General features: G+C 45.2%; 10 protein-coding genes. 9 read left to right on the top strand and 1 reads right to left on the bottom strand.

Going from position 1 to position 14,119, the window contains the following annotated elements; translation table 11 throughout:
* The first annotated feature begins 35 nt into the window (after positions 1-35).
* The 3 genes from glgX to msrB all read left to right on the top strand — a co-directional run bounded on the left by glgX (position 36) and on the right by msrB (position 4,533).
* Positions 36-2,123, top strand: a complete 2,088-nt coding sequence (gene glgX / locus E5672_RS14520) for a glycogen debranching protein GlgX (protein WP_136782850.1) — start codon at positions 36-38, stop codon at positions 2,121-2,123.
* 328 nt (positions 2,124-2,451) lie between these two features.
* A complete protein-coding gene (gene gndA / locus E5672_RS14515) occupies positions 2,452-4,005 on the top strand; it encodes an NADP-dependent phosphogluconate dehydrogenase (RefSeq protein WP_136782849.1) in 1,554 nt (517 codons plus the stop codon).
* A 99-nt stretch (positions 4,006-4,104) separates the two neighbouring features.
* Positions 4,105-4,533 (top strand): peptide-methionine (R)-S-oxide reductase MsrB, encoded by a 429-nt coding sequence (msrB, locus tag E5672_RS14510; RefSeq protein WP_136782848.1) that lies wholly within the window; start codon positions 4,105-4,107, stop codon positions 4,531-4,533.
* A gap of 170 nt (positions 4,534-4,703) precedes the next feature.
* Here msrB and E5672_RS14505 read toward each other — a convergent pair whose 3' ends face one another.
* Positions 4,704-5,588, bottom strand: a complete 885-nt coding sequence (locus E5672_RS14505; RefSeq protein WP_136782847.1) for a DUF2989 domain-containing protein — start codon at positions 5,586-5,588, stop codon at positions 4,704-4,706.
* A 193-nt stretch (positions 5,589-5,781) separates the two neighbouring features.
* Between E5672_RS14505 and E5672_RS14500 the strand changes: the two genes are divergently transcribed.
* The 6 genes from E5672_RS14500 (at position 5,782) to E5672_RS14470 (ending at position 14,110) form a co-directional block, all read left to right on the top strand.
* Entirely contained in the window at positions 5,782-7,227 is a 1,446-nt protein-coding gene (locus E5672_RS14500) for a glyceraldehyde-3-phosphate dehydrogenase (protein WP_014979588.1), read from the top strand.
* Positions 7,228-7,395: 168 nt separating this feature from the next.
* The gene (locus E5672_RS14495; RefSeq protein ID WP_136782846.1) at positions 7,396-8,535 is read left to right on the top strand and encodes a M14 family metallopeptidase; all 1,140 of its coding nucleotides are present in this window, start codon (positions 7,396-7,398) and stop codon (positions 8,533-8,535) included.
* 109 nt (positions 8,536-8,644) lie between these two features.
* Positions 8,645-10,303 carry an alanine/glycine:cation symporter family protein gene (locus tag E5672_RS14490; protein WP_136782845.1) on the top strand — a complete coding sequence of 553 codons (1,659 nt, stop codon included), beginning with the start codon at positions 8,645-8,647 and terminating at the stop codon, positions 10,301-10,303.
* Between the two features lie 254 nt (positions 10,304-10,557).
* Positions 10,558-10,884: a zinc ribbon domain-containing protein gene (locus E5672_RS14480; protein ID WP_014949837.1), complete on the top strand. Its 327-nt coding sequence runs from the start codon at positions 10,558-10,560 to the stop codon at positions 10,882-10,884.
* The gene (locus tag E5672_RS14475) at positions 10,885-11,178 is read left to right on the top strand and encodes a YeaC family protein (protein ID WP_136782844.1); all 294 of its coding nucleotides are present in this window, start codon (positions 10,885-10,887) and stop codon (positions 11,176-11,178) included. It begins immediately after the preceding gene.
* The gene (locus tag E5672_RS14470; protein ID WP_136782843.1) at positions 11,168-14,110 is read left to right on the top strand and encodes a DUF349 domain-containing protein; all 2,943 of its coding nucleotides are present in this window, start codon (positions 11,168-11,170) and stop codon (positions 14,108-14,110) included. Before E5672_RS14475 ends, E5672_RS14470 begins: the two co-directional genes overlap by 11 nt.
* Positions 14,111-14,119: the final 9 nt, after the last annotated feature.

The following is a 14,119-nucleotide window of genomic DNA, read 5'->3' as shown; positions in this document are numbered from 1 at the left end:
AGAACGCCTTAGCGAATAGATAAATTGAGAACGTAGTGAACGAAATTCGAGACACCGCATTAATAGTTGAAAGTGGAATGGGCGAGCCCCATCCACTTGGTGCAACAGTTACACACAATGGATGTAATTTTGCTGTGTACGCGCCCGATGCAAAGGCAGTTGTGTTGTGCTTTTTCAACAGCGACACAGAAGAAGCCATAAGCGAGCATCCTTTGCCTGAGAAAACCGGTGATGTTTGGCACGGTCACTTTAGCGGCGTGAGCGCAGGGCAATATTATGGCTATCGCGTGGAACGCGGTAAGGGTGGGTTACATGAGGTACCCACCGACAAATTACTTATCGATCCTTATGCCAAGAAAATTAGCCGCGCGATCAAATGGGATGCAAGGCGATATAAACACGACTCTCAATTTATGATCCCCAAGTGCATCGTACTTGATCAGAATGATTATGCGCCCAGTCATGTAAGCGCGCCTGTTATTCCGAAACACAAGCGTGTTATATACGAAGCACATGTAAAAGGTCTCACAAAGCTCCATCCTGATGTACCCAAAGAACACCGAGGGAAATTTATCGGTGCTGCACATCCCAGCGTTATCAAGCATCTAAAAGCACTAGGCATAACCACGGTGCAATTTATGCCATTGTGTTCATTCATGCCTGAACCATTTATTACAGAAAAAGGCTTAACCAACTACTGGGGGTATAACCCGGTCAACTTCTTTGCGCCAGAACCTCGCTACGGCGTGTCAGACGCGCTGGCCGAATTGAAGTCTATGGTAGATGCTTATCATACTGCCGGACTTGAGGTCATTGTTGATGTGGTGTTTAACCATACAGCAGAGGCAGGCAATGGCGGTCCTATTCTTTCTTATAAGGGGTTTTGCCCTTATCAAGCGTACTTATTAGAACAAACGAAAAACGGAGAATTGGTTTATTCCAACCACTCTGGCTGTGGTAACACGGTTAATACTTCGCAGCCATTTATGATGGGGCTTATTTTAGATGCCATGCGCCACTGGGTATCCGTAATTGGCGTTGACGGCTTCCGTTTCGATTTAGCAGTATGCCTGGGAAGAGAGCCACAAGAATACAACAAAAAATCTGGACTATTAAGAGCCATTAGTAGCGACCCTATTTTAAAAGAAAAAGTCCTGCTTGCCGAACCTTGGGACATAGGGCCTGGCGGTTATCAAGTGGGCAACTTTCCGTCTCCATGGTTAGAGGTGAACGACAAGTATCGCGATACGGTACGCGCCTTCTGGCGTGGCGACGATGGCGTTACCGCCGACTTTGCTACCCGCTTAATGGGCTCACGAGATATATTTCACAAAGGCCATCGACATATCAGTACCTCGGTAAATAACGTGACATATCACGATGGGTTCACGCTGCACGATATGGTGACCTACGCCGAGCGCCATAATCTTGATAACTTAGAAGAAAACCGAGATGGCCATGGACACAACCTATCTGCCAATTATGGTATTGAAGGGGAAACAAACGACGAACAAATTCTCGCTATGCGTGAGCGTCAAAAGCGCAACCTTTTTGCCACGTTGATCTTTTCGCAAGGTACGCCGCATATACTCGGAGGCGATGAATTAAGCCGCACTCAAAACGGAAACAATAATGCTTACTGTCAGGATAACCCTATCAGCTGGATGAACTGGGAACTCAACAAGCGTAAGCAAGATTTTCTTAGCTTCTGCCAGTATGTGATCCGCTTGCGTCAGTCGTCGTCACTGTTAAGTGAATTAAAGCTGCATGATGATACTTTTACGCTCTCGCGAAATGTAAAAGAAATAAACTGGTATAAGCCTGATGGTTCTGACAAAGCGTCTGAAGATTGGAATGCGCATCATAACAAAGCATTTGGGGTAGAAATAAAGGGTTGTGTGATGGGCGATCAGAAGCCCGAGCATTGGTTTTTGTGTGTTAACGCAAGTGAAAGCGACGTAAGGTTTCATTTACCTTCTGTTATTCCTAGAGGGGGTTGGACCATGCACCTTGATACGCGCTACAGCTCTCTTGAAGAACAGCCTTCAATTTGTATTCAGAAAGTGTTTTTACAGGCCAGTAAATCGCTAACGCTATTCAGCTTTTCTCAATTTTCTGGATAGGTTAGTGAATTGCCTGTAGCTAACGGTAATTGAGGTAATGATCTCAATGCAATCACCGAAGGCGGCGAGGGATAAAGTGCGCGTAAGCGTTAAAGTAAGTAAAAAAACAGAGTCTTTACCTTTGTGTGAATTTCATACAGCATGTTCAAGCGCGGGCGTTGTTAATGTGCTTTACGTGACAATATCTTGGTCAATTTAGCTTACAAAACCCATTAATATTTACCGCTGGTGACAATTACACCAGTGCGCACTAAATTGTTAGCTTAGACTGTTCTTTATTCTTTCAGGTGGTATCATGCGCAGCCATCTGAAATGTGAGGGTGTTCCTATGCAAAAGAAAGGTGGTAATTCGCACGAAGACAAGTCGTGTGATATTGGTTTTATCGGTTTAGGGGTGATGGGTAGTATGCTTACCATGAACCTAGTTGACCATGGCTATCGTGTAGCGTGTTTCGATTTAGACCAAAATAAAGTTGAGTCTATTCTAGCCAAAGACGCAAGCGAAAGAGCTGAAAATACTGAGCCTCGTGTTGAAGGCTGCAGTTCTTACACCGAGCTTTTAAGCAAGTTAAAAGCCCCGCATCTTATTATTATCTCTGTGCCTGCTGGCGATCCCGTTGACCACGTTTGTAATCATCTTATTGACGCTGGAATTCACGCTGACGATATTGTGGTTGATACTGGTAACAGTTTGTGGACGGACTCTGTAGCACGTGAAGACCAGTACAAAGGCAAATTCATCTTCTTCTCTACCGCCGTGTCAGGTGGTGAAGTAGGCGCGCGTTTCGGGCCATCTCTTATGCCTTCAGGTAACCCTTATGCATGGACACGCATTGAGCCTGTTCTTAAAGCGATTGCTGCAAAGGTTGACCCAGAAACAGGTAAACCTTTAGAAAGTCATACCCCAGGTCAGCCAGTGTTAGAAGGCGAACCATGCGCGACCTATATTGGTCCGGTTGGAGCAGGGCACTATGTAAAAATGGTGCACAATGGTATCGAATACGCCGACATGCAGCTTATCTGCGAAACTTACCATGTTATGCGCGAAGCGCTGCATATGGCGCCTGCTGAAATAGCAGAGGTGTTTCGTCGCTGGAACGAAGGCAAGCTAAACAGCTACCTGATGGAAATCAGCGCTGAGGTCCTTGAACAAATGGACCCAGAAACACAGCAGCCATTGGTTGACGTCATCCTGGACAGAGCGGGTCAAAAGGGAACAGGCCTTTGGACTGCAGTAAGCGCATTACAAGTAGGTAGTCCGGCACAGACCATCACTTCTGCAGTATTTGCGCGCAGTATTTCTAGTTTGAAAGACGAGCGTGTAGCTGCAAGCAAGGTTCTTGCTGGCCCTGATGCGCCATCGTTCAGCGATGATGAGAAAATGTCGATCATTAACAAGCTAGAGCAAGCGCTTTATTGCTCTAAAATCTGTGCGTACGCACAGGGCTTCCAGTTAATGGCTATGGCAGGCAAAGAACACGGCTGGACACTGGAGTTTGGTGAAATAGCGAAAATATGGCGTGCAGGCTGTATTATTCGCGCCGTATTTCTTCAGTCTATTTCTCAGGCTTACGAGAATAACGAAGACTTGGCTAACTTGCTATTGGACCCGTTCTTTGCGGAACAAATTACGCAGTACCAAGCTGACTGGCGTGAGTCAATTGCCCAGGCGACACTGGCTGGCGTGCCTTGCCCTGCAATGATGTCGGCTCTTAGCTATTATGATTCGTATCGCACAGCCGTGCTACCTGCTAATTTGCTGCAAGGGCAGCGCGATTACTTTGGTGCACATACTTATCAGCGTGTAGATAAGCCAGCAGGTAAAAAGTATCACATCGAGTGGAGTGATCCTGCACGTCCACAAATAGCTATCAAAAAATAGTCTGAACTAAATAGTGTGACAGGCGCTCAAAATTGAGCGTAAACTATGAAAAGGTGTATTTGTTTTCAAATACACCTTTTTTGTTTTAAGAGGTAAGTTATGTCGACAGATAAAAAAGCAAGCGTATCAATAACTGAAAAAGACTGGAAAACTGAGCTTAGTGACGAGGAATATTATGTATGCCGCGAAGCGGGTACTGAGCGACCTTTCACTGGGGTGTTGCTAGACGAAACGAGAAACGGTTTGTACGTTTGCAAGTGCTGCGAAGCACCACTTTTTCCCTCTGATACTAAATTTGATGCTGGCTGTGGGTGGCCTTCATTTTATAAGCAGCTTGATGACGGTAACGTAGATTACAGAGAAGACTTAAGTCACGGTATGCGCAGGGTCGAGATTTTTTGTAAGCAGTGTGGATCGCACTTAGGGCACGTATTTCCTGATGGCCCTGCACCAACGGGGCAGCGCTATTGCGTAAACTCGCTATCTATGACCTTTAAAGGCGAAGACGATATTAAAATCAAAGGTTAAAAAGCAACGGAAAAGAGCGTTACGCAGATGGTACGTATAGTTAAGGTAAACATCTGATTAAATTTTAACCTTGTGTGTAAAGCTACGGAGCCCAATTAAAAAAAACCGCCCATAAACGGCGGTTTTTTTAATTATTTCCCAATGAAATTGTGTAATTGAGTTTCAAAAAATCAGAGTTTGTCTAGCTTTAATGAACTTGCATCAAAGGTCGCGCTATTTAAATTACTGACTATTTCATCAACAATATTATCTAGAATGTCTACTGGAAGGGCATGTTGCTGACCTAACTGTATGCGCTGAGTGTCGTTAAGTCTTTCATCGAAAGCCTCAGCAACACCATACCAAACGTAGGCGAATCGATAGTTATCCATATCCATTCCCATAGACGCAAGAGAGTAGAAGATACTGACATCGATATTGTCACTATCCGTGTATAAACTCAGCGCTCGATACAAGGTTTCAATAGTGCGCTTCTGATCGGTTTTTATTTGAACAGAGGCCAATGCAACCAGAAGCTTTGGATCGCTTACACGGTTGCTGGACGCATAGCGTTCGAAGCGATGAAAAGCGTCTTTATCGTTATACCGTGTCCAGTGATAGTAAGAGAGATAGGGGTCAAGTGAGTCTTTCGTCTCGCGGCTTAGACGTTTAATTTCACGCTGAGCGGTAATAACGCCTTTTAGTCTCGTTGCTTCTTTACCTTTGCGTTTTATATGTTCTATATGCTGCACTTCTTCAACGCAGGTTAGATACTCTTCGAAGTTTAGAAGAAGAGGGTATTTGTACGCGTCGTCTTTTGAATCTTGATTGTAGTAACGTAAGCGAATAATCTCAGCTCGCTCGCCGCGACAACGGGCATCCAAACTCAAATCTAAGCAAATCTCGCTGTGAGATTCACAAATTTCACTGATAGTAGGTTCAAAAAGATCGCCACAACCGGTGAGTGTTGCCGCTGCTGCCAGCCACACAGTCGTCACATAACCTTTTGTTGGAAACTTACTAAATAAATTCGTTGTTGTACGAGTTTTCATAGAGGTTTTGAAACTTATCAACAATTTGGTCTTCCTTGCTTGTTTATTTAAGATACTGCTCGTCACCGTCAGGCGAAAACTCACCTAGTGTACCCTAAAAATAATAAAAAGCTGACGCGTAATTAGGAATAGTTGAGAGCGTTAGGGCCAATCAATAAATTGGCCGCGCATACAACAATGACAACACCGTTAATTTAATATCGATGAAGGCAGAAGCATGAATCAACAGTTTGAGCAGGAATTACAAAGCAGCTGGCAAGAGCGTCAGGAATACGCAGAAATGATGTTGCCCCTTATTGGTAAGTTATACCGAAATAAGGCAGTTGAAATTTCAGTTTATGGACGCTCGCTACTGAACGCCAGTGCTATTGATGTTATTAAAGCGCACCGCAAAGTGCGTCTGCACGAAGGTATTAAACTACGCCTACGCGAAAGCTACCCAATTTTAGAAGCCCTGAGCAACATGAAGCTTGCTCCGGCACAAATTGATATTGGTAAATTAGCTTTTGATTTTCACTACGGTTCTGCGGTCGACAACAACGACCTTACGGCCTACCTTAACGAAAAACTAAACGACGTTGCCGACAAAGAGGACGATCAGAAACCTCAGGACGTTGTACTATATGGTTTTGGCCGTATAGGTCGTTTACTTGCTCGCTTGCTAATTGAGCGTCAGGGTAAAAACAACAAGCTTCGCTTACGTGCCATTGTGGTTCGCGGCGGACGCGATGGCGACCTAGAAAAGCGCGCAAGCTTACTGCGCCGCGATTCAGTGCATGGGCCGTTCAACGGCAGCATCACAGTTGATCACGAACGTAATGCGCTAAAAGCAAACGGTTCATACATTCAAGTCATTTATGCCAACAGCCCAGATGAAGTGGATTACACTCAATATGGTATCGATAACGCTATCATCGTAGACAACACGGGGATTTGGCGTGACCGCGATGGCCTTGGCCTACACCTTAAAGCTAAGGGTGCAGCGAAAGCTATTCTTACTGCCCCGGGTAAAGGTGATATTAAGAACATTGTACACGGTGTAAACGACGAAGAAGTCACACCAGAAGACACAATTGTATCTGCTGCAAGCTGTACGACTAACGCAATAACGCCGGTACTTAAAGCGCTAGACGAAGAGTATGGCATTGAAAACGGTCACGTTGAAACCGTTCACTCTTACACCAACGACCAAAACCTTATCGATAACTACCACAAAGGTGATCGTCGTGGACGCAGTGCGCCGCTTAATATGGTTATTACCGAAACGGGCGCAGCGAAAGCTGTTGCCAAAGCCTATCCGAAACTGGCAGGCAAACTTACCGGTAATGCTATCCGCGTACCTACGCCTAACGTATCGCTAGCGATTTTGAACCTAAACCTTAAAACACCGGTGGATCGCATCGCCGTTAATGAGTTCTTGCGCGATACCGCGCTGTTCTCAAAACTTCAGCACCAAATTGACTACACGGCAAGTAAAGAGATTGTATCGACAGACCTAGTGGGCTCTCGCGCAGCGTCTGTGGTTGACTCTCAGGCAACTATTGCCGCAGATAACCGCCTGACACTATACGTGTGGTATGACAACGAGTTTGGTTACAGCTGTCAGGTACTGCGTGTAGTTCGTGACATGGCAGGACTAAGCTTCCCTACGTTGCCGCTGTAAGCAACACGCATTACAAGAAGCTGTACAAAAAACCGACCTAAGTGGTCGGTTTTTTGATGGTGTAAACATTTTGTATACTTTCGATAGTACAAAACCCGCTGAGTGCGTGGAATTTGTGTTTACGTCTATGCTAAATTACCGCTCAAATAATGAGGAAAACGACAGTCTATGCATATTTCCAGTCAATTCGACAGCGGTAACATTGAAGTTGTTAGCGCACAATCACCAGACGATATCCGTCTAACCATTCCCAACGACAACCAATCTGAATTTGCTCAGTGGTTCCATTTTCGTTTAGTGGGCGAAACCTTTGTTACGCACACAATGACGATTGGTAACTTGGCAAAATCAGCGTATCCAGAGGGTTGGAAGGGATATAACGTTTTAGCGTCTTACGACCGTCAAACCTGGTTTAGAATTCCTAGCGAATTTGACGGCGATAACCTTACGTTCTCACTAACGTTAGAACAACCTAGCGTTTACTTTGCGTATTTCATTCCGTACAGCTACGAACGTCATCTCGATCTTGTGCACGACGCGCAAATGTCGTTACTGTGCGAGCACAAATTCCTAGGCCTTACTTTGGATGGCCGTGATATGTCTATGCTGGTTATCGGTGAAGAAACACCAGAAAAGAAAAAAGTCTGGATCACCGCACGCCAACACCCTGGTGAAACCATGGCCGAGTGGTGTGCAGAAGGTATTATTTACCGTTTGCTCGACGAGCAAGATGGTTTGGCTCGACAGTTGCTTGATAACGCTGTGTTTTACATTGTGCCAAATATGAACCCAGACGGAAGCGCGCGCGGTCACCTGCGTACCAACGCTGTAGGAACCAATCTTAATCGCGAGTGGGCAACACCATCGAAAGAAAAAAGCCCAGAAGTACTTTACGTACTTAACGCAATGAGCGAAATTGGTGTAGATATGTATCTTGATTTGCACGGTGATGAGGCATTGCCGTACAACTTTGTTGCAGGAAGTGAAGGTAACCCTAGCTACAATGACACTATCAAAATGCTTGAGAACACCTTTAAAGATGCGTTGTTAAATGCAACGCCTGAGTTTCAAGACGAGTTTGGCTACGATAAAGATGAGCCGGGTAAGGCTAATTTAACTGTGGCTTCAAACGCGGTGGGCGAGAAGTTCAAATGTATGGCGTACACGGTAGAAATGCCATTTAAAGACAACGCTGATGTACCAGACGACATATACGGTTGGTCGGTACAGCGCAGCCGTCAATTAGGTGAAGATTTGCTTATTGGTGTGAATGCAGTTGTCAAAAAGCTAAAAGCATCAGAGCAATAATATAAAAATAAGGAAGCAAAAGCTTCCGCAAAAAAGGCCTCGACAAAAAGAGGCCTTTTAATTATTAAAATAAAACAACAATTAAACATAATAAAAAAGGGGAATAACGTTGGAAGGGTTATATGGTTTTCTAACTATGCTCGATGGTTTCTTAGGGGGCGCGTTCTGGTTTCCTTATGTACTGTTAGGCGTAGGTCTTTTCTTTACTGTTTATCTTAAGTTTCCGCAAATTCGTTTCTTTAAACACGCCTGGCAGGTTGTTACCGGTAAGTTTGATAAAGAAAGCGATCCAGGTGACACCACGCACTTTCGTGCACTTACAACCGCACTGTCTGGTACCGTAGGTACAGGTAACATCTCTGGTGTTGCTTTCGCTATTTTTCTTGGTGGCCCCGCAGCACTATTTTGGATGTGGGTAACAGCCTTTCTAGGTATGACAACCAAATTTGTAGAAGTTACTCTGTCACATAAATACCGTGTTAAGACAGAAGACGGCACCATGGCTGGTGGCCCTATGTATTATATGGACCGCCGCTTGAACATGAAGTGGCTTGCCGTAGCCTTTGCTATTGCCACCGTGGTAAGTTCATTTGGTACTGGCAACCTTCCGCAAAGTAACGGTATTGCGCAAAGTATTGAAGCCACTTTTGGTTTCGAGCCTTGGATGGTGGGTAGTGTACTGGGTATTCTTCTAGCTTTGGTCATTCTTGGTGGTATTCAACGCATTGCCGCGTTTACAGCGCGTGTCGTTCCCGTTATGGCAGTTATCTACCTTATCGGTGCGCTTGCCGTTATCTTTGCTAATTTAGACAACATTGGCCCATCGTTTTCTGCTGTTATCGGTGATGCTTTTACAGGTTCAGCCGCTGCTGGTGGTTTCTTGGGGGCTTCGTTAGCTTATGCGTTTAACCGTGGCGTTAACCGCGGCCTGTTTTCAAACGAAGCGGGTCAAGGTTCTGCACCTATCGCTCACGCAGCAGCAAAAACGAAAGAGCCTGCGTCAGAAGGTATGGTGTCACTGCTTGAGCCTTTCATCGACACTATTCTAATCTGTACCGTTACTGGTTTAGTTATTTTGTCGTCTGGCGTGTGGAAAGAAAAACATGAAAACGTCTTCGACCGTTCAGACATGTACTTTGTCGCTGGTCAATACGACGATTCAAACCAAGACGATGTAAACAAGCTATACGGTTACTTGAATGAAATTGAAGGTAACAATGTACAGCCGTACACTGGCTCTATTACCGTTGTTAACGGCACGGCTGTGAGCGATGGTTTTACTCTGCTTAACGCTAGGTCTGTAGCAGAAGATGTGAAGTATGCGGTAGGCAGTGAAGACTTGTTCACCGGTACGCTTAAAATTGTCGACGGAAAGCCTGTTAAAGAGAACCTTGAAGTAAGCGGTAAGTCGCTGGTCCACTCGGCAGCGCTCACTACTATTGCCTTTACTCGTGGCTTCTTTGGCGACTTCGGCCAATATATCGTGTCAATTGGCCTTATGCTGTTTGCGTTCTCAACTGCCATTGCATGGTCTTACTATGGTGACCGCGCTATGACCTATTTGTTTGGTCCTCGTTCGGTAATGCCGTATCGCGTTATCTACGTCGCCGGCTTTGTTTGGGCTGCATTTTCTGACACCACATTGGTTTGGGCGCTTTCAGCCGTGGCTATTGTAGTAATGACCTTGCCAAACCTGTTCGGCATTATGCTGCTATGTAGAGAGATGAAGGAAACGGTTAACGACTACTGGTCTCGACATAAAAAATAAGGTGAGTATTGCCTTTTCTTGAGTTTTATTGAGAGAAAAGGCAAGTTGGTCATCAGATAGAAATGCGTAGCGGTGAACTTTGTACAAAAGTTAACACCCTGCGCATTTTTGTTTTATGGCGATAAGGTTAATCCACAGAATCGACTTCATTGTTGTGATGAACTTAAGTATGATACCCGTCCGCGTATAAATGCTCACTCGTTCAATGGCGTGTTGTGCATTTCCATTTCGCACCCAATAAATAGGAGCAACATATGGCATTAGTTGACTGTCCTTCATGTAATAAGAAAACGTCTGATAAAGCGAAGACGTGTCCTCACTGTGACTTTAAAATCGGTGATGCGACCTCTGAAGATATAGAGCGCAAACAAAGCTTACAAAGATTTAAAAAGTTAGCCAGTATCCAGAACCAATCCCTTCTTGCTATGCTTATCTTCGTTGCGAGTTTCGGCTTCATGTATTGGGGCGGAACACGCCCAGGTGATTTGCAACACAATTTAGCTATTTTGGGCGCTGTGGTTGGCTTTGTATGGTACTTAGTAAACCGAGCGCGAATTGTTTATATAAAGCGTTTTTCCTAAATGAATATAGAAGCACTATTAGCCAGTATGACGCCGGAGATATACGAGCGTCTGCGTCAGGCTGTTGAAACAGGTAAGTGGCCTGACGGTACGCCTTTAAACGAAGATCAAAAAGCAAGCAGCATGCAGGCGGTAATGCTGTATCAAGCGAAAATAGAAAAGTCCTCTGAGCATATGACAGTAGGCGAGAGCGGCGAAATTGTACATAAAAGCAAAGCCGATTTTAAACGCTCGTTACGCGATGAGCAGGATGATAAAAATACAATAGCGCGGTTTAAACAGGATGATATTTAGTCGTATATTTGCGCCTTCACACCAAAGCCCAAAGCCTGAGAAACGGATGCAGGCAATCGAGAGTCTCTCTCCCGACAAGGCACAGGAAAAAACAATTCTTCACGAACTGGCATTTAATGACGAAGATGCAAATGTCAGTTTAGCAGCGCTAGAGAAGCTTAATAGCTTTGTGCTGTGGCTTAAAATGTCTCAAATTGCCAAGCAGTCTCGCGTTAAAAAAGCGGCGGAGAAAAAGGTAAATGCCGCTTTGTTAGGCGAGGGTGATGTCACACTTTCTCGCCAAGAGATATTCTCTTTTTTAACTGAAACAGCTAACGCTGATTTAGTTGTGCAGTTAGTACCGCAAATGTTGAAGAAAGAGCCTACGCTCTTACAAGATGATGCGCTAGCTAACGCGCTAATCGAAAAAGTAGCGAAGCCATCTTTCACCCAGTTTGTCTTTTTAGAAGGCGCAAGTTCTCAACTGCAGACTCAACTAGTCAACGCACACTCAGACGTATCAGATTTGCAAAAGCTTGCTAAGAAAGTGTCAGATGATGCGCTTGTTATGCAAATTAATGCGCGGATCGATGCTATCAAAGAGGCTGCAAAGCGCCCAGTGGAGCTTAAAAAGCAGCTCACTTTGGGACTTTCAAAATATCAGGCTTTGCTGGACAAGTCAGATGTAGAAACCATTGATGAAAAGCGCAGAGAGCTAGAGGCCGAATTAACCGGGCTGTTTGCTCAAATTGACTTACTCACTTCAGAAGAACAAGCTGAATATGAAGAAAAGCGCGCCCGTTTAGGTGAGCAGCTTGAACGATACTTAAGCCGTATTCGCCCGGCATGGGAAGAAAAGCAACAAGCGTCGCAACGTGCCAATACCAAAGCCTTGTGCGAGCAGCAGTTGACACACGCCAAAGAGCAGGTTTCCTGGCTGTACAACAACCGGCTTTGTGAAGCTACGCTTGCTGATGTTGCAACGGTAAATGAAAGCGTACGCGGTGTTGAAGCAACGCTCGAACAGTTAGCCCGTTTAGATGATGAATCTGCAACTGATAAACGAATTACACAGATTAAGCGCTCTGTCGACGAACTAAACGAGCAGCTAGATCGCTTCTCTATGCAGCAGCAATACGGTCAAAAGCTACTTATAAAACTTCAGTCGCTCGAAGACATTGCTGCTAAGATCGTTTCGGCAAGCGATAGTGAGTCGGACAAAGATACCCGTGATATGAGCGTTGAAGACGCTGGCCTGTCCACTGAGGCTGTCGGTGAAGTAACCGGTGACGACGAGGCACCTAGCGTTAGCGCAATAGCTCTTAAAGCTGAATTTGAGGAAGCTCGTCAAGCGTACAAAGCGCTTAGCCGCGAAATCGACGCCATTCCAAAGGCTTTATCTAAACGTTTTAATGCAGCAACAAACAGTGTAAATGCCAAGGAGCGTGCACAAAAATCCAAAGAAAATGAGCAAATAAAATACGTTAGAAAACACATTAGTGTCATTGATAACTTAATTGCTCAGGGTAAGTTTCGCGTTGCTATTTCTAAATTTGCAAAGCTTCAGGAAAGTTATGCTGCACTTCCTGGTTCAGCCAAAAAGTATGTAGAGAAGCGCTTTGAGAAGACAGCTGGCGATGTTTCGCGCCTAGAAGGTTGGCAGGACTATCTTGCTGCACCGCGCAAACCTGCACTTCTAGAAGAAGCAAAGGCGCTAGCTAGCGCTGACGCCGAAAACATTAAGCAAAGAAGTGAGGCTATTAAATATCTGCGTAAGCAGTGGTTATCACTGACGCCGTCATCATCAAATAACGAAGAGAGCAGCGAAGATACGTTGTTACAACAGCAATTCGATGATGCCCTTGAAAAAGCGTTCGAGCCTTGTAGAGCACATTACGCAAAGTTAGACGCACAACGGGCTGCAGCACGTGAACAGCGTGAGTCAATTATCGCTACGGTCAAGGCAGTAGATGTAAACATGCCCGAAGCTGAATTAGTGAAGGTATTCGATAGAGTATCGAAACAATGGCACGGTGCGGGTCAGGTTGAACGTGAAGCGTATGAGCAGCTGAAGCAAGAATGGAAGGCGGTATCATCGCCCATTCAGGCAAAAGTGAATAAGTGGCAAAGTGATAACCAAGTGCAAAAGCGCGCGTTAGTTGCTCAGGCCAAGCAGCTTGCAGTTGAAGAAGATGTAACTATCGCCGCTGACAAAGCTCAGCAATTGCAAAGCCAATGGAAACAAGTTGGTCATGCGGGCAAACGTGAAGAAAGTAAGTTGTGGGCAGAATTTAAAGCTGCAAACGATACCGTGTTTGAACGTTTGAAAGCCGAGCGAAAAGTGCAAAATAATGCGTTTAATGCGTTAGTAGATTCGATACTCAAGCAAGTGGAAGCGGTTGATATTAACAGCGATGATGCAACGTTCAGTCAATCAATAAGTGACGTTCGTGCTCAGTTAACCGACTTGCCTAAAGCGCAGCGTACGAAAGTAGACAAAAAGATAGATTCACTTGAAAGTAAGCGAGCAGCACACGCTAAAAATGCACAATCCCAAGCGCAACTGGCACGGGCTCGAGCTCTGATTGCTTTACTACAGCTAAGTGTAGGTGAGGGCAGTGGTGACGAGCAGTCTCTGGCGGAAACGTTAGGGAAGCGTTGGGCGAGCGTATTGGGCCAGTCTACTGGAAATGGAACAACTCAGCACGATAGGCAATGGTTAACGGTAGCATTAGAAGTCGCTACAGGTATGCCAAGCCCAGATGCCGATGCATCTATACGCTCTAGCGTACAGCTGCAAATGATGACAGCTAAGTTGGAACAAGGTGAGGCGGCAACGGCTCCAGATATCCTTGCGGACTGGTTATCATACGACTCCATACGTGAAGCAGATAACCATTTACTTCAACGGGTTGTTGCGGTCATTGATGCTCACCCAGAAATTGTGGTTTAAACGGATAGA

Source organism: Alteromonas portus (assembly GCF_005117025.1).
Lineage (GTDB): Bacteria > Pseudomonadota > Gammaproteobacteria > Enterobacterales > Alteromonadaceae > Alteromonas > Alteromonas portus.
This window is presented reverse-complemented; position numbering and strand designations above follow the sequence as displayed.